Here is a 16834-nt window from a genome sequence, read left to right as displayed (position 1 = left end):
AATAATCAGCAGAAGATTTTTCCTCCCTCTTGGACTTAAAAACAATATAAAAAAACTTTCTTCCGCTAATGGGAAGAAAGTTTTTTTAACATTTTATAATTCGGCATGGCAATTCCTTTTCGCTCCACGGACTGCTTTTTAATAACCTGGTACCCCCGCTCTTCAAAAAACGGCTTGGCTGTAAGGCTCGCTTCCGTACTGATTGCCTGAAGCTCCAGTTTTCCAGCCTCTTGTTCAAGCAAATCAACAAGTTTCGAAGCAATGCCTTGCCGCTGATGATTTTTATGGACATACAGGCGGTTCAAGTAGCCGGTTGTTGCCATATCGCAGAAACCGGCAATCGTACCGTCGATGTCAGCCACATAAGTTATATTCCGCCTCAAAGATTCTCCCCATACCGCTTCTTTTTCCACTCGATCTCCAATTGGTGCCCAAGCCGCCAATTGTTCCTCAGAATAATCCACCGCATTGACTTCATGAACCGTTTCATAGAACAACGAAACAATCTCTTTCACATCCGCGTCCCGGAACCTTCTAATGACGATATTCTCTTTATTGACTATGCCGATTATTTCATTTAACTCTTCAATGATGTAATCCGCTGCTGCGCCACTCCACTGCGGATCTTTTTTCCAGACTGTTTTCATGCCCACGCCTTTCGCAGCCAACACATCATTGTCCGGATGGTCTCCTACATAAAGAGTCTCTTGCGGTTTTGTGCCAAGCTTCGCTAATGCTGTTCTGAATAGCCGGGGATCTGGTTTTTTCATGCCTTGCCATTCGGAAATCAAGATAACGTCAAAATAATGTTCAATCCCTAATGCCTGTATCGCATCCAGTTGAAATTGGCCCCGGCCGTTTGAAATGATGCCCATGTGCATCGGCTTATCCTTTAATTCTTCCAGCATGGACTTTAAATGCGGAAAAGGCACACAATGCTGTTTAAAGACATTCAAGTAATCAGCCAGCAGCTCTTCCCAGGTGATGCCCTGAAGCTGGAATTCCTTCACCAGCTGCTGGTAAACCCGGTCTTTCCAGACCATCCCCCGGGCATCCAGTTCGATAAAACGCTCCATATACTGACGTTTCGGAATAAAATCCAATTGCGGCTTTAATCGTTCATACTGTGAATTAATAAAAAGCTTTAAAGAAGCATCCCGATTTAACAAGGTGCCGTCCAAATCAAAAACCACCGCTTTAATCATATAGCCTTCACATCCAGTGCAATATGCCGCACTTCACTTAACTTCATGTCTTCAAAAGCCAGGCAGTAAACAGCCGGCATCCCAAGCTGCTGCCAGAATTGAAAACCATAGCGGCTGTCAAAATAACTCATGATCAGCACCATGATATTGCCATGCGTTCCAATGGCAATGCGTTCTCCTTCATAACGCCGAAGGATCTCCAGTACTTCTTTTACGCCGCGCTTTCTTGCCGTTTGATTTGATTCACCGCCTTCAAAGGCGAACTGTTCATCTCCCCATACCTTTAAAATAGCGCTCTGGAAATCAGCAGCCGGTTCACTGCACAGTAAACGTTCGCGAAAGCCCTCCAGCAGTTCAATTTCTACGTTTATTTCCCGGGAAATACCTTCCACAGTCTGTATCGCCCGCTTGTAGGGACTTGAGATGACCCGACTAATCTTTTCTCCTTTCAGCGCCTCTGCCACTTTCTTAGCATCTTCTGCGCCTTTTTCCGACAAAGGCCGCCCCAATTCATCCGGCGTATAATCGGAATGGGCATGCCTGACAAAATACAAATGAGTCTGCAATTTCATCTCCCGCTTCCTTTGTTCAGCTGCTTGTAAAAATTCAATGAATCTATCAAGAACTGCCGATCAAAACCGGTTTTTTGTCCGATTCTGTCCACCCATTCTTCTATTGTGGCAATGGGTTTATCCGGAAAAAGACCTTCCGTTGTACTTAGGAAACTTTTCCAGTTGTCGAATTCCCAGTGTGCCGTTTCATTTTTATAAGAAAGCCGCACTTCTACAAGCGGCTTTAGATAGACATGATTTTGTGAAAACTCACCCGCTTGCCAAAAATCCGGTTCCGTTACCGGTTGGGTGTCATACGTTTGGCGTGACTGTTTTCCGTTTGGACGATGATAGATGATTTCCACTTCGTTTTGCCGCGGCAGAATCTGCACATCAGCAGCAGGGTAAAAACCGCTTAGTTTATCTCCCATATACACCTCATGCCTGCCTTCAATCAGCACCGGTTGCAGCCATTGATCACCAAGATCGCATAAATAGCGGTTGCCTTTTTCATCAAGCGCAATGACAGCAGCATGCGCTTCTTCTGTCCCCAATTCATTGCCGATAGGATAAGCTTTGATGCCGGCTTTTTTATATTCATCCAACAGCCAAATAGCTAAGTCAAAACAATTGCCGGTTATCCCGTACTGCGCTTTATGTTCTTTCATCAGCTCTACGCTGCGCTGCTTTTTGTCTTGCGACCGTGAATAATACCAGGCTTTCGTCAATGTCTCCATCGGAAAATCATAAAATTTGTTCCATACAGCTAAAATTTCTTCAGGGGCTTTCATAATTCCCACCTTCTTTGTTAGGTTGCTATCCTATTTCGATTTTCATTTGTCCAATTCCTTCAGCGTTCCAATTTTAGCTAAAATAAAACCCAGCAAGTGGCTAAGCACCTGCTGGGTTCCTCTGTTCTTATTTATTCATTTTTCCATCCATATTGATGGCACCGGTTTCAACCAGTTTTTTTAAATTCTCGAACATCATGCCCCAACCTTCTTCGGATTGAGTACTGTATTCAGCTTTTTCCCGCTCAATATCTTCTTCTGTCCAAATTTCTTCATGTGGAACTACGATTTCCTGCGAAAAAGTCATTTCACACATTGCCTGAACGGGAGAGATGAAAACTCTGATGACATCTTCCGTATCACTGAATTGTGGCATTTTAAAGGTAAATACCAACTTATTCGGCTTTATAATGTCTACGTATTCACCGAAAGCCTGGTAATCGACACCGTTCCGGCGATCAACGATCTCCCACGCCCCGCCTATGCGAAGATCGCTTTTAGCAACTTTGTTGGTCGATTCCATTGTAAACAGCCATTTTTTCATGATTTCCGGATTGGTCCAGGCTTCAAATACCGTTTCTGATTTTGCATTAAAACGCCGAGCCATATTCAAAGTTACGGTTGAAGTGATTGCCATTTCGCTCATCCTCTCCGAATCAAGTAATAGGTAAATTCTTGAAGCGAGTCATGCTCTTTACTGCCACTTTACCCCAAAACATTTTTTCAGGCAATATAATCTTCTTTTGGAATATCGTTAACTTCTCTTTTCGTATAATAGCGGCCTTTAGTCAAAACAGCTAGAATTACTGTCAAAATGGCAGCCATGATGGCCGCGAAAAATGCCGCCGTGCTTTGCAGGAATAAGCCGAAATATCCAAGTGCTGCAATGGTCCCTAAAGCAGTTGGCACCAAGAGCGATACCACGCCGACAGGATTCCATTTATATAAATTTCTCTGTCTGGACTCATAATAGCCAGGCCCGATTTTCAGCATTTTCTTTACAACAAGCGCATCGGTCACCAATATAGATGCCCAAGTCATAAGCGCTACGCCTTGGAAAGTCATGGCTACACCTAAATGATCTACAATGCCGCCAAGCATCAGCATGATGGCAACAATGCCTGAAACCACTACCCAGAAGCGTCGGCCCGGTGAAAAGTTGAACATATTTTCAAAGAAACTCGACAATGACAACGAACTGCTATAGATATTCGTGATGTTAATGCGCACTTGAGTCAGCATCGTAAACAGCACACCGCCAAGACCTAATAAGACAACGATATAAACACCGGGATTGGATTCACCCAAAGTAACGCCAAACCAGATGCCAAGGCCACCCATTACCCCAAAACAGAAAATCTGCGGAATAAATCCGATGGCGATTGAACCGACTTTTATATCTTTCGGTTTTAAGAAACGCGCGTAATCAGAGGCGATCAAAGCAGTCAGCCCCATGATGCCATGTTGCATACCGATGCACAGTAGCAGCGCCGTGCCGCCTATTTGAACACCTTCAGGCATGTATGTCCAGAAACTCCCTTCATACAAAGAAGGGCGATTAAACGCTACATAAATAGCAGCGATTAAAAACAAACCAAAAATGGGCAAAGACCATTTTTGCAACTTATCCAATTGCTTGATGCCAAACCAGTTTAACGGAATGACGATTGATCCAAAGATGACGATCAGGGCCCACACGGGGATTGCGGGGAAAAATGCATGGACAGCTGCCACAAGTATCATGCCTTCAAACGCACAGTACATGATAAAGTTGGAAGCGTAAATTAACGAGGTTAATGAGGCGCCGATATAACCGAATCCTCCGCGGGATAACAAGTTGACGTTCATGCCGGATTTAGCTGATAGATACACAATGATTGTTCCAAGTATTCCTGCTACGATAATCGCGTAGATAGCTGAGATAATGGCATTGGCCGCTCCGAATTGCAAAGCCATGACACTTCCCATCTGAAAATAAAAAATAGCGGTAGCAATCCCGAATGTAATATTGGTGATGCTTAACCAGCCCATTTTCCTTTCCTCTCTTGGCACACGGTCAAATGTGTAATCTGCAGTTTTTTCTGGTTTGTGTTTGTTGACAAATTCCTTTTCTCTCGATCGGTGATCTGCAGTAATGTCAGATCTCATAAAATCATCTTCCTTTCTTTCACAAATATTTAGTTTTTCATCTCGAACAACATGTTTTAAGCAAAATAAATCATACTGCTTTATCCTAATTGACAAGCAAAGACTGTTTAGTAAGTATGCGGTTGATGAAGGAAAGTGTATGTTATTTCCTTGCGAGGCGGGCAGGAGTGTTAGGGAGGATAAAGCAGGCTTAAAACCAGCATTCAAAATAAAAAAAAAGATGAATTCCGCCCATCAGCAACAGTTGCTGAAACGGGTGAATCACTTCCTTTTATATTTTAACATAATTTTTGTTTTCTTGTAGTTTTTAGAGGCAAACTCATCCAAAGGGTCTATTCAATATCCATTAATTTGATTTTTTCTAAGAATGGAAAAATGAAGGATTTATTATTCTTTTCATATAATTATTTTCAGCTTTCACTTAAACAAAAATATAAAAAATGCCACTTACGGCATAATGTCGTAAGTGGCGTTTAAAGAACTTATTTTATTCAACCGTAACCGATTTCGCCAAGTTACGTGGCTTGTCTACGTCACAGTCGCGGTGAAGCGCTGCGTAATAGCTGATCAACTGCATCGGAATAACCGATACAAGCGGGGACAGCAATTCATGGACTTTCGGAAGAACTAAGCTATCGCCTTCTTCTTGCAAGCCTTCCATAGAAATGATGCAAGGATTTGCACCGCGAGCCGCCACTTCTTTGACGTTTCCGCGAATGCTGAGGTTAACCTTTTCTTGCGTTGCAAGCGCAATAACCGGAGTGCCTTCTTCGATTAACGCAATCGTACCGTGTTTCAGTTCGCCTCCAGCAAAGCCTTCCGCTTGGATATACGAAATCTCTTTCAATTTCAATGCGCCTTCAAGGCCTACAAAGTAATCCATGACGCGGCCGATAAAGAAGCAATTGCGTGTAGTTGAAAGGAAATCACGGGCAATTTGCTCCATTTCTTCTTTCATGTCCACTTGTGCTTGGATTGCATTCGCTACAATTCCCAGTTCCTGCACCAAGTCAAAGCCAATGTCGATGCCTTTGGACTCTGCAGTTACCGCAGCCAGAATTGAAAGAACAGCAATTTGTGCAGTGTACGCTTTTGTAGAAGCGACTGCGATTTCTGGTCCTGCATACAATAACAATGTGTAATCCGCTTCACGTGAAAGTGTAGAACCGGCTACGTTGGTGATAGTCAACGACGGATGCCCCAATTTCTTGATCTTCACCAATACCTGGCGGCTGTCAGCAGTTTCTCCTGATTGGGAAATAAAAATAAACAATGGTTTTTCTGAAAGAAGCGGCATGTTGTAGCCAAATTCGCTTGATACATGCACTTCTACTGGAATTCCTGCCATTTTCTCCAAGTATTCCTTGCCGATCAATCCAGCATGATAGCTTGTTCCCGCAGCGATGATGTGGATACGATCCGCATCTTTCAATGCTTGGATGATTTCAGGCTGGATCGTTAATTTATCATCTGCGCCTTGGTAAGCTTGAATGATTTTGCGCATCACTGCCGGCTGCTCATCAATTTCTTTCAGCATATAATGAGGGTAGGTGCCTTTTTCAATATCGCTCATGTCGATTTCAGCTTTGAACGGCTGGCGGCTAACTTTTTCGCCGTCCAATGTCAAAATATCCACGCTGTCTTTGCGCACGATGACGATTTCTTTGTCCATCAATTCCACGAATTGATCTGTGATTTGAAGCATAGCCATGGCATCACTTGCAACGACGTTAAAGCCATCTCCAAGTCCCACTAGCAACGGGCTTTTGTTTTTCGCGACGAAAATTGTATGCTCTTCTTCAGCATCCAATAAAGCGATAGCGTATGAACCCTTTAGCAAAGTCAATGTTTTGCTGAATGCTTCCCGGGTTGTCATGCCTTCTGCTACAAATTTGCCAATCAATTGTACAATGACTTCTGTATCTGTGTCTGATTCCATTTGCACTCCAGCCAAGTAATCGCGCTGAATGTGATGATAGTTTTCGATCACTCCGTTATGCACCAATGTAAAACGGTCGTTTTCATTTTGATGAGGGTGAGCGTTTACGCGATTCGGTTTTCCGTGAGTGGCCCAGCGTGTATGGCCGATTCCGCTTGTTCCCACCACTTCATCTTCCACTACTGCGCGCAAATCAGCAATGCGCCCTTTTTCTTTGAATACCGTAATGCCTTTGCCGTTGCGTACAGCAATCCCTGCTGAATCGTAACCGCGGTACTCCAATCTTTCCAAACCTTTTAAAAGAATTTCTTTTGAATCATTTTCTCCAATATACCCGACAATTCCACACATAATCTAATTCCTCCATTTTCCTATAAGTCAAAATGAGCGTTTGCCCATTTTGGCAAACACTTGTCATGAGCCCATCCGCATCGTTGTACAACTGATCACTCAACTGCTTTAAATGCTGGATATTACGACCGGGCTTCGCGGCCGGGAGGTATCCGCCGAAATCTCGATACTCCTCCTCCTCGTCTACTGGGAATTGATTTGTCCATCCGATTTCCCCAGTACTGGCGCTTTAACTGTTTTCCTTGTACGCATTACTATCCCCCTTTTTTAGCGGCCTAAACCTAGGCAAGTTTATCATACCTTTTCGTTTAACGCACGTCAATAAAATCTTATTAAAATTACTCCTTATAATACCAAAAAACCGGTTCAAAAGCCGTCTAGCTTTTGAACCGGTTTCTTATACTAGTTTAAGCCCATTTCGGCTCTTACTACTTCAGCAATTTGCTCAACATATCTCTCGCAGTCTTCTCCAGAAGCTGCTTCCACCATGACCCGGACAAGCGGCTCTGTGCCAGAAGGACGCACTAAGACACGGCCATTTCCATTCATGTCGCTTTCCACTTCAGTGATGACAGCAGCCACTTTTGAATTCTCTGTAACAGCATGTTTATCCGTTACACGGATATTGACAAGTTTTTGCGGGAAAATTGTCATTTCTGCTGCTAAATCGGATAATTTTTTGCCCGTAACTTTCAAGATATTCACCAGTTGAAGACCGGTCAACAAGCCATCGCCTGTTGTATTGTAGTCTAGGAAGATTATGTGGCCGGACTGCTCGCCGCCAAGGTTGTACTCGTTTTTCTTCATTTCTTCTACGACATAGCGGTCACCAACAGCTGTCTGCTTGCTTTCCATGCCGTGCTCTTCCAATGCTTTATAAAAGCCCATATTGCTCATCACAGTCGACACAACTGTATTTTTCTTTAGCCGGCCTTCTGAATGCAAATGTTTCGCGATTATGTACATAATCTGATCGCCATCAACGATTTGGCCTTTTTCATCCACCGCAATCAAGCGGTCGCCGTCGCCGTCAAATGCCAAGCCGATATCCGCTTTTTTAGCGATGACCAGTTCAGCCAATTTTTCAGGGTGGGTTGATCCTACTTTATCGTTAATATTCAAGCCATTCGGAGAAGCGCCCATTGATGAAATGTCCGCATCCAAATCAGCGAATACATGCGTTGCTAGGGAAGATGTTGCTCCATGTGCGCAATCAAGTGCCACATGGATGCCTGTGAACTCTTCATCCACGGTCTGTTTCAAATACTGGATGTACTTTTGGCCGCCTTCAAAATAATCGGTGATGCTGCCTAAATCTCCTCCAGTAGGGCGCGGAAGTGTATCTTCTTCGCTATCAAGCAAAGCTTCAATTTCCAGCTCCTGCTCATCGGATAATTTAAATCCATCCGAACCAAAAAATTTAATGCCATTGTCTTCTACCGGATTGTGTGAAGCTGAAATCATGACGCCCGCTTCCGCACTCATCACACGCGTCAAGTATGCTACTCCAGGAGTGCTGATAACGCCAAGGCGCATTACTTCTGCTCCAACAGACAGGAGTCCTGCCGCAAGTGCCCCTTCAAGCATTTCTCCTGAAATCCGGGTATCCCGGCCAATTAATACTTTAGGCTTTTCTTTCGAGCTTTTCGTTAAAATATATCCGCCAAAACGTCCTAATTTAAATGCCAGTTCAGGTGTCAATTCACTGTTCGCGACGCCCCGCACCCCATCAGTTCCAAAATATTTTCCCATTCTTTTCTCTCCTTCAATCTATAGCATTATCTCGCTCCATTATACATGTTCCATCCCAAATTCATATCCTCGCCTTAGCATTACGAAGAAGAATTCTCTGATACTTCTGGTTTTTCCACTCCATCAGGCGCTTTAACTGTCTCATCCACTGTAATTTCAGCTTCCACTGTCATATCAGCCGGAGTGACGGATGTAGTCCCTTTCGGTGCTTTCAACTCCGTTTCTATCGTTGTATCTGTCGGAGTAATGACGCCGGTATTTACTTCCACCACATACTCATTCAATGGATCAACTGCATTCTTCGGCCCGTATACCCGAACAGTTTTGCTGGATGGAATAAGCTCGTCAATCCTTATTCCGGTTGGCGGTGTTCCATTCTCTTTGATAACAACTGGCACTTCTTTGCTGTATTCCTGTATTTCAACCGAAACCTTTACCACTTCAGGTTCAATCTCTACATTTTCAAGCTTTGTCAAATCGTTTGCGAGTACCCGGACCCGGGCTTCTGTTGTAAACGATTCATTAACTCCCTGCTCACCTGTAACAGTGGCTTTTACAAAACTGATAGCATCGATCACGCTTTTCGGCCCTGTGACAGTGACGCTATTTGGATCCGCTGTAATTTCCTCCAACACAAATCCTTCTTGCAATAAGCGTTCATTCATTTCAGGGTCAATGCGGAACTCCTGCGTGACCCGCTCTTCAATCGTAATGTCCACAAACGCCGGATCAATTTGAACCCGCAGCTGTTCCGAAAAATTTTCAGTCTGAATTGGCACGCGGTGTTCACCAATCGTCATATTGCGCAAATCCACAAACAATGTAAAATCTTTCAGTTGCCGAGCAGTCTGTACAGTACTGGTAGGACCTGAAATTGTTAAATCCACTGTCTCAGGCAACCCACTAACCATTAAATTGGTATCTCCATAAAAAACTTCCAGTTCCACATCTTCGATTTCTTCAGTTATCGTGCCATTATTCGCTGAATTTACAGCGTCTTCATCTGCTTTAACCGTAAAGAATAAAAGAAATGCCAGCAGGAGGGCCATAATCCGCAAAAACCAAGGACTGTCCATCAATTTATCCATTTTTTTTCCCCCTCCAGTTCCATCGGGAAGAATCAGCTGGCTGCTGGACGGCTCCAAACCAAATTCGGCGCAATTTCACTTCAAAATCTTCGAGTGACAAATTGCGATGCAAATCTCCGTTTGCCGTAAGGCTGATTGCACCCGTTTCCTCTGACACAATAATCGTAATAGCATCGGTCACTTCACTGATTCCGAGTGCTGCACGGTGGCGGGTTCCAAGTTCTTTTGAGATAAAAGGACTTTCTGACAACGGTAAATAGCAGGCAGCAGCGGCAATTCGGTTTTTCTGCACAATGACAGCACCGTCATGCAATGGGGTATTTGGAATAAATAAATTGATCAACAACTCTGACGTTATGTCTGAGTTCATCGGAATACCGGTCTCTATATATTCACTCAAGCCCGTTTCCCGTTCAATGGAAATAAGCGCGCCGATCCGGCGTTTCGCCATATAACTTACGGATTTTGACATCGCCTCAATCAACCGGTTGCGTTCAGATTCCTCATTTAGCTGGCTGCTTGAAAACAGTTTGCCACGGCCAAGCTGTTCAAGCGCACGCCTCATTTCCGGCTGGAAAATAATAATAATTGCCAGGAAGCCCCAATTCAACACTTGTTGCATGACCCAGCCAAGTGTTTCCAGATTGAGTGCTTGTGTAATCAGATACGCAATGACGATAAAAAATATTCCTTTTAATAACTGGACCGCTTTCGTCCCTTTAATAATCGTAATCAGCTTATATATAACGAACCATACTAATAAAATATCAATGACATTTACTAAAAGTTCGAGTGGTGTCTGGTTTGTTAAGTTCTCCAAAAACGGCATCTGCAACCCTCGCTTTTCCACATCTGCATATAAATCAGTATATCATAAGTGAATTCTCCTTGCCTTCATTGAAAAAACCTATCCTTCAATGAGGATAGGCTCTACTCTTCATTCTCTTTATCGCCTGCGTTGAAAATGGAGGCAGCGTCTTTAACGCCATCTTTAATCGTAAACCAAAGCCACTCGAAAGCTTTATCAATTTCTTCGATTTCTCCTGTAATCACGCCAGAAGAAGCCATATACTGGCCATTGACAATAGTCGCGTCGCCGTGCAATTCGCCTTCCACACGCAAATCGCCATTGCGGATCGTCAAATCCCCTGTCACCACTTCGCCTTCAGGGACCACCACTGTTTCACCTTCTACAACTAAATTAGGTTGTTTTGTAAAAGCGAACTGCTGATCATTATTGAAATTCGAGAACAAAGTTGCGCTCATCAGCAAACAAAAAAGTGCGGCAGCTGTTAGTAACGGGTGTTGTCTGAACCAGCGCTGGATTCCGACGCGCTGCCTTTCTTTTGGCAGCCGTTGCAATGTCTTTTGGACAAAATCAGGCGGTGGTTGTATATGTGATGCACTTTGGACAAATGCGATCGTTTTGGTTAACTCGTGGTATAGTTTCCGGCAATCGATGCAGCTTTCCAAATGCTCTTTCAGAACAGCTTCATCAGCGGGGTTAAGATCCCCATCTAAATAATCGTCCATGAAATGGATGATTTTTTCCGGACACGTATTCATGGTGCTCGCCTCCTACAAATTGCTCAATTGCTTCCGAAGAGCTTCTCTTCCCCGGTGTATCCGCGTTTTCACGGTACCTAGCGGCAAATCCAAAATTTCGCTGATTTCCGCCAGCGGCAATTCTTCGATATACTTTAATACAATAGCGGCACGGTACTTATCTGGCAAGCGGCTTATCTCGTACTGCACCCGCTCCTGCACTTCCATCCGCATTAATTCTTCTTCAGGAAGCTGGTCATCGCTGGCAATAGACGAGTACATGTTCAAGCCTTCCGTCCCGCGCACTTCCGCATCCAAATGAAAGTCCGGCTTTTTTTTGCGGATCCGGTCAATGCATAAATTCGTGGCTATACGGTAAAGCCATGTCGAAAATTTGCGGTTTTGATCGAATGTATGAAGATTCACATAAGCGCGCGTAAACGCTTCCTGTGCAATGTCTTCTGCCTCATGCTTATTGCCAAGCATGCGGTAACAGATTTGATAAAGCTGATGCTGATACAGCTCAACGATTTCGGCGAATGCGTTCTGATCGCCTTTTAATACTTTTTTTATTCGTTTATTGACTAACGCATCCATGATCTCATTTCCCTCCGCCTATGCGGCTGTCTTTTATATACGGATTGCTTTTCAAAAAGTTTCATTTATTTTTTCTCTTTCTATCGTACCAAATTCACGTCAAAAAAATCCAACTTATTTCCAGATAGTTTACATTTAGGCATATAAATAATAAAAACGTATTAAAACACAAAAAAACAGGCTTTCGCCTGTTTTAGAGTGTTACAGTAATTTTTCGCCGAGCAACGAACCGATAAGCGCGACTGCTACGTCCGCAGTCCGGTTCTTTTCATCTAGAATCGGATTCACTTCTACAAACTCGGCAGAAGTGATAATTCCTGCATCATGCAATAATTCCATTGCCAAATGGCTTTCCCGGTAAGTGATGCCGCCTGGAACCGGTGTCCCTACTCCTGGAGTATACATCGGATCAATGCCATCTAAATCAAGTGATAAATGAACGGCATCTGTCCGGCGTTCTTCTTTTAAATATTGAATCGCATCATCAATTACAGCATTCATTCCCATTTTATCAAGTTCATGCATGCTGTAGACGCGAATGCCGCGCTCTTTGATCAATTCGCGTTCTCCTGGATCAACGGAACGGGCACCAATGATTACTATGTTTTCCGGCTTCACTTTTGGTGAATACCCACGAATATTCGTTAATTGTTCATGTCCAAGCCCAAAGCTGGCTGCTAAAGGCATTCCATGAATATTGCCGGATGGTGATGTTTCACTTGTATTCATATCAGCATGGGCATCATACCAAATAACACCTAAGTTTTCGTGGCGTTCAGAAATGCCTGCAAGCGTCCCGATTGCAATGCTGTGGTCTCCGCCAAGAACGAGCGGAAAATTCCCTGCTTCTGCAACTTCAAACACTTTTGCTCCTAACGCTTCAGTAGCATCTGTAACCACTTTTAAATTGCGCAAATTTGTATCTGTATCAATGGATCCGTCTGCATGGCCGATTTGGATGTCCCCTTCATCTTTCACCGTATGCCCTAAGTTCTCAATCCGTTCCACCACTCCTGCATAGCGGATAGCACTTGGCCCCATATCGACTCCACGGCGGTTTTGGCCATGGTCCATTGGAACTCCTATAATAGAAACGTTTAATTTATTCATTATTTTATCCCCCTTATCAAGATGAATCTATTGTACCTGCTAAGGAAGCCTTGGCTCAACCAGACAAAATTAAGTATATTTATTCATTATTATTTCTAATCTGTTTTTTACAGCCGGCCATTCCGCTTCAATAATCGAATAAACTACCGCATCTCTCGGCTTTCCGGTAGAGCGGATCCGTTCATTGCGGAGCGTTCCTTCTTTTACAGCTCCTATTCGCTTCAGCGCTTTCTGTGAAGCGATGTTTTCAGCATCCGTTTTAAATTGCACACGAATCAGGCTCCGCTCCTCAAAACAATAGCGGAGTAAGGCGTATTTAACAGCTGTATTCACATGAGTCCGCTGGACAGATTCTGCATAAAATGTAGAACCGATTTCACAGCTTTTATTCGCTTCATCGATTGCATAAATGCGAGTCGTTCCCATCATTCTGCCTGTATTCGGATCTTCCACCACAAAAACCATTGCATTGGGTGCTTTCAGACCTGATTCCAGCCATTTGACAAGCTCCTCATAGCTTTTTACTTTCGTCAGCATATGTTCAAAAATCCGCGGTGTATACAACTCCCATAAAGCTTTAAAATCTTCTCGTTCTAATAACCTTAAGCGAATATTCGACCGTTCAATTATCATGTCGCATCTCCTTTTCAATTAAAGTAAACCGATTGAATTCTTCTTAAAAATTCTTTCTCAAGTTCTCCAAATTCTTTTGCCAAAAAATATGTAGAAACGGTCGGCAGTGGAAACAAATCAAAATGGGCATCCATTAAACGCCCTTCGATCAATTCCCGCCGGACCATCGATTTTGGCAAAAAGGATACTCCAAGCCCTTCTTGGATAAAGCGTTTTGCGATATGGGCTTGCGTAACTTTCATCGTCCGTATGCCGGTTACATGGAGACGCAATTTCAATAGCAATTCATCCCAATAAGCCGGATGGTGATGGGTAAATAAAAATGTGGATTGCAGCGCTACTTCCCCTGATACAGCAGGACCAGTTTCATCGTCGTACGCATCCCTCGGCAAGATAAAAAGAATCGGATCGCTGTAAACTGTTTCATGGACAACGTTATGGCGTTTAGGAGGCAAGGCAGAAATACCAGCCGATACTTGTTCCGTTTCGACCAGACCCTCAATCAGCTCCGACTCTTCCACTTGAATGACCAGTTCCAAATCCGGGTGGTCTTTCGTAAATGATTTTAAAATATACGGCAAAATGGTTTCCGCCATTAAAGGAGAAATGGCAAGTGTCCATTTTTTCCGATAGCCCTGGGCAAACGCTTGGAGTTCTTCTACACTTTGATCAAGCTGCGCCAATATAAGTTGGGCTTTTCCGTAAAAATGGCGCCCTTCTTCTGTTAATGCAACCCGGTTCTTTTCCCTTTTGAATAACAAGAGGCCTAGGTTTTCTTCTAACAATCGAATATGCACTGTCACACTAGGCTGGGACATCAACAATCGTTCAGAGGTTTTTCTGAAATTTAGCGTTTCAGCAGCATCCACAAAAGTTCTTAGCCAGGATATTTCCATACTGTTCTCCTTTTTTAATTAATAATTCGAATTGTTTTAATTATATATCTTTAATTTTCATTATCAATAGTCAGCAGTATGATAGAAAAAAAGGAGGAATTAAAATGTTTCAGAAAGGATTAAAGGGAGTCACAGCTGTCCAGACGAAAATCGCTTCTGTCGACGGGGATAAAGGAGAATTGCGCTATCGCGGCAAAGAGGTGGGCGAAGCGATACGGAGGAAATCATTTGAAGAAGTGGCTTATTTCTTGTGGCATGGCCACGACGCTTCGGAACAGGAACTGAAGGAATTGAAAAGCCAACTCCTCAAGCATCGCCAGATTCCTGTTCATGTAAGTGAAACAGCAAAGCTTTTACCTCGAGAAGCTTCTTTGATGGATGGCTTGCGTACCTTAATATCCGCGTACAGCCATGATGACTTTACTTGCTTGCCAATTGAAGAACAAGCAGTAGCATTAACTGCAGCCTTCCCTGTGCTGACAGCGCTTCTTTTCCGCTTAAAGCAAAAAGAAGAATTTATTGAGCCACGCAGTGATTTAAGCCATACCGCCAACTATCTATGGATGATAAACGGAAAAGTGCCAACTGAAGCGCAGACAGAAGCATTGGAGACTTATTTGAAGTTAACGATGGAGCACGGAATGAATGCTTCTACCTTTGCGGCACGGGTTACCATATCGACAGAGTCTGACCTTACTTCCGCTATCACTTCTGCCATCGGTACCATGAAAGGCCCTCTCCATGGAGGGGCGCCTTCCGGAGTAATTGATTTGCTGGAAGAAATTAACGTGCCTGAACAAATTGAATCCCTCATCTTAAAGAAACTGGAAAACGGTGAAAAAATCATGGGTTTTGGCCACCGTATTTACCGCACCGAAGATCCACGTTCGATTATCCTAAGAGAAAAATGTCTCGCTTTACAAGGAGCCGATCCATGGCTGGATTTAGCTGTGGCAGCAGAAAAAGAAATTATTCGCCTCCTGAACCAGCACAAATCCGGCCGAGCGCTTTACACGAATGTAGAATTTTATGCCGCTGCCATCATGCGTTCGATTGCGATGACACCTATACTTTTCACTCCTACCTTCAGTGCGGCCCGAATCGTCGGCTGGACAGCTCATGCTATGGAACAGCAACAAGATAATGTGATATTTCGGCCGCAATCGGAATATATCGGCGTATAAAAAAAGCCCGCATCCAATAAATTGGATACGGGCTTTTTACACATGGATAGTACAAATACACATGGAACAATGGAGCCTAGGGGGCTCGAACCCCTGACCTCGACGCTGCCAGCGTCGCGCTCTCCCAGCTGAGCTAAGGCCCCGCGCTGAACTGGCGCAGGAAAAATAAAATGAGCCATGAAGGATTCGAACCTTCGACCCTCTGATTAAAAGTCAGATGCTCTACCAACTGAGCTAATGGCTCAAAATAAAAAATGGCTGGGGTACCTGGATTCGAACCAGGGCATGACGGGATCAAAACCCGTTGCCTTACCGCTTGGCTATACCCCAATGGCAAATATAAAACTGGTGGTGGGGGGCAGATTCGAACTGCCGAACCCGAAGGAGCGGATTTACAGTCCGCCGCGTTTAGCCACTTCGCTACCCCACCGAAAAAATATGGTGGAGGATGACGGGATCGAACCGCCGACCCTCTGCTTGTAAGGCAGATGCTCTCCCAGCTGAGCTAATCCTCCACTTTAAATATAAAGAATGGTGACCCCTACGGGATTCGAACCCGTGTTACCGCCGTGAAAGGGCGGTGTCTTAACCGCTTGACCAAGGGGCCTTAAAAATAAGTGTTTTTCCCGTTTACAGAAACCTTATAAAACAAAAGCTTCCAACCGGGTTCGAACCGGTGACCTCTTCCTTACCATGGAAGCACTCTACCTGCTGAGCTATGGAAGCAAGGTAAAAGAATCATTACGGCATAAAAAAACATAAAATGGCCCAGCAATGTCCTACTCTCGCAGGGGGAGACCCCCAACTACCATTGGCGCAAAAGAGCTTAACTGCCGTGTTCGGGATGGGAACGGGTGTGGCCTCTTTGCCATCATCACTGGACATGAGCGCTTGCGCCCTCAAAACCGGATATGCGACATTGAACAAACGTATTTGGTTAAGTCCTCGATCGATTAGTATTCGTCAGCTGCACGCGTCGCCGCGCTTCCACCCCGAACCTATCTACCTCATCGTCTTTGAGGGATCTTACTTGCTTGCGCAATG

Annotated in this window: 15 protein-coding genes, 7 tRNA genes and 2 rRNA genes; 1 reads left to right on the top strand and 23 read right to left on the bottom strand. The window is 44.1% G+C overall.

What is annotated here, in order from left to right; genetic code table 11:
* Positions 1-65: 65 nt before the first annotated feature.
* The 14 genes from ACSFXN_RS12795 to ACSFXN_RS12730 form a co-directional block, all read right to left on the bottom strand.
* Positions 66-1205, bottom strand: a complete 1140-nt coding sequence (locus ACSFXN_RS12795; RefSeq protein WP_437150497.1) for a GNAT family N-acetyltransferase — start codon at positions 1203-1205, stop codon at positions 66-68.
* Positions 1202-1777 carry a histidine phosphatase family protein gene (locus ACSFXN_RS12790; protein WP_437150496.1) on the bottom strand — a complete coding sequence of 192 codons (576 nt, stop codon included), beginning with the start codon at positions 1775-1777 and terminating at the stop codon, positions 1202-1204. Before ACSFXN_RS12790 ends, ACSFXN_RS12795 begins: the two co-directional genes overlap by 4 nt.
* Complete coding sequence (locus tag ACSFXN_RS12785; RefSeq protein WP_437150495.1) at positions 1774-2547, bottom strand: hypothetical protein; 774 nt, start codon at positions 2545-2547, stop codon at positions 1774-1776. Before ACSFXN_RS12785 ends, ACSFXN_RS12790 begins: the two co-directional genes overlap by 4 nt.
* Positions 2548-2674: 127 nt before the next feature.
* The gene (locus tag ACSFXN_RS12780) at positions 2675-3184 is read right to left on the bottom strand and encodes an SRPBCC family protein (protein ID WP_437150494.1); all 510 of its coding nucleotides are present in this window, start codon (positions 3182-3184) and stop codon (positions 2675-2677) included.
* A gap of 86 nt (positions 3185-3270) precedes the next feature.
* Positions 3271-4695 (bottom strand): purine-cytosine permease family protein, encoded by a 1425-nt coding sequence (locus ACSFXN_RS12775; RefSeq protein WP_437150493.1) that lies wholly within the window; start codon positions 4693-4695, stop codon positions 3271-3273.
* Positions 4696-5182: 487 nt separating this feature from the next.
* A complete protein-coding gene (glmS, locus tag ACSFXN_RS12770; protein ID WP_300990992.1) occupies positions 5183-6985 on the bottom strand; it encodes a glutamine--fructose-6-phosphate transaminase (isomerizing) in 1803 nt (600 codons plus the stop codon).
* A gap of 402 nt (positions 6986-7387) precedes the next feature.
* Positions 7388-8737, bottom strand: coding sequence for a phosphoglucosamine mutase (gene glmM / locus ACSFXN_RS12765; protein ID WP_437150492.1), 1350 nt, complete (start codon positions 8735-8737; stop codon positions 7388-7390).
* Between the two features lie 80 nt (positions 8738-8817).
* A complete protein-coding gene (locus ACSFXN_RS12760; protein ID WP_437150491.1) occupies positions 8818-9825 on the bottom strand; it encodes a CdaR family protein in 1008 nt (335 codons plus the stop codon).
* Positions 9818-10654: a diadenylate cyclase CdaA gene (cdaA, locus tag ACSFXN_RS12755; protein ID WP_300990989.1), complete on the bottom strand. Its 837-nt coding sequence runs from the start codon at positions 10652-10654 to the stop codon at positions 9818-9820. The genes ACSFXN_RS12760 and cdaA overlap by 8 nt, the downstream gene beginning before the upstream one ends.
* A 101-nt stretch (positions 10655-10755) precedes the next feature.
* Positions 10756-11391 carry a zf-HC2 domain-containing protein gene (locus ACSFXN_RS12750; protein ID WP_437150490.1) on the bottom strand — a complete coding sequence of 212 codons (636 nt, stop codon included), beginning with the start codon at positions 11389-11391 and terminating at the stop codon, positions 10756-10758.
* Positions 11392-11403: 12 nt separating this feature from the next.
* Positions 11404-11967 (bottom strand): RNA polymerase sigma factor SigW, encoded by a 564-nt coding sequence (sigW, locus tag ACSFXN_RS12745; RefSeq protein ID WP_300990987.1) that lies wholly within the window; start codon positions 11965-11967, stop codon positions 11404-11406.
* A gap of 201 nt (positions 11968-12168) precedes the next feature.
* Positions 12169-13077 (bottom strand): arginase, encoded by a 909-nt coding sequence (rocF, locus tag ACSFXN_RS12740; protein ID WP_437150489.1) that lies wholly within the window; start codon positions 13075-13077, stop codon positions 12169-12171.
* A gap of 69 nt (positions 13078-13146) precedes the next feature.
* Positions 13147-13710: a GNAT family N-acetyltransferase gene (locus ACSFXN_RS12735; protein ID WP_437150488.1), complete on the bottom strand. Its 564-nt coding sequence runs from the start codon at positions 13708-13710 to the stop codon at positions 13147-13149.
* Positions 13711-13724: 14 nt separating this feature from the next.
* On the bottom strand, positions 13725-14606 hold the full coding sequence (locus tag ACSFXN_RS12730; RefSeq protein WP_437150487.1) for a LysR family transcriptional regulator: 882 nt from the start codon (positions 14604-14606) through the stop codon (positions 13725-13727).
* Positions 14607-14710: 104 nt separating this feature from the next.
* Between ACSFXN_RS12730 and ACSFXN_RS12725 the strand changes: the two genes are divergently transcribed.
* The gene (locus tag ACSFXN_RS12725; RefSeq protein ID WP_437150486.1) at positions 14711-15790 is read left to right on the top strand and encodes a citrate synthase/methylcitrate synthase; all 1080 of its coding nucleotides are present in this window, start codon (positions 14711-14713) and stop codon (positions 15788-15790) included.
* Positions 15791-15860: 70 nt separating this feature from the next.
* Here ACSFXN_RS12725 and ACSFXN_RS12720 read toward each other — a convergent pair.
* The 9 genes from ACSFXN_RS12720 to ACSFXN_RS12680 all read right to left on the bottom strand — a co-directional run.
* Positions 15861-15933, bottom strand: a tRNA-Ala gene (locus ACSFXN_RS12720).
* A 28-nt stretch (positions 15934-15961) separates the two neighbouring features.
* Positions 15962-16034, bottom strand: a tRNA-Lys gene (locus ACSFXN_RS12715).
* An 11-nt stretch (positions 16035-16045) separates the two neighbouring features.
* A tRNA-Gln gene (locus ACSFXN_RS12710) sits at positions 16046-16120 on the bottom strand.
* A 16-nt stretch (positions 16121-16136) separates the two neighbouring features.
* A tRNA-Tyr gene (locus ACSFXN_RS12705) sits at positions 16137-16220 on the bottom strand.
* A gap of 9 nt (positions 16221-16229) precedes the next feature.
* A tRNA-Val gene (locus ACSFXN_RS12700) sits at positions 16230-16305 on the bottom strand.
* A 17-nt stretch (positions 16306-16322) separates the two neighbouring features.
* A tRNA-Glu gene (locus tag ACSFXN_RS12695) sits at positions 16323-16397 on the bottom strand.
* A gap of 46 nt (positions 16398-16443) precedes the next feature.
* Positions 16444-16516 (bottom strand) — tRNA-Thr (locus ACSFXN_RS12690).
* A 40-nt stretch (positions 16517-16556) separates the two neighbouring features.
* Positions 16557-16672 (bottom strand): 5S ribosomal RNA (gene rrf, locus ACSFXN_RS12685).
* Positions 16673-16723: 51 nt separating this feature from the next.
* Positions 16724-16834: ribosomal RNA gene (locus ACSFXN_RS12680) — 23S ribosomal RNA — on the bottom strand; the annotation flags it as partial.

It is taken from the genome of Planococcus sp. 1R117A (assembly GCF_051417975.1).
Lineage (GTDB): Bacteria > Bacillota > Bacilli > Bacillales_A > Planococcaceae > Planococcus > Planococcus shenhongbingii.
Note: the sequence above shows the minus strand (reverse complement) of the source record. Positions and strands in the feature narration are given on the sequence as shown.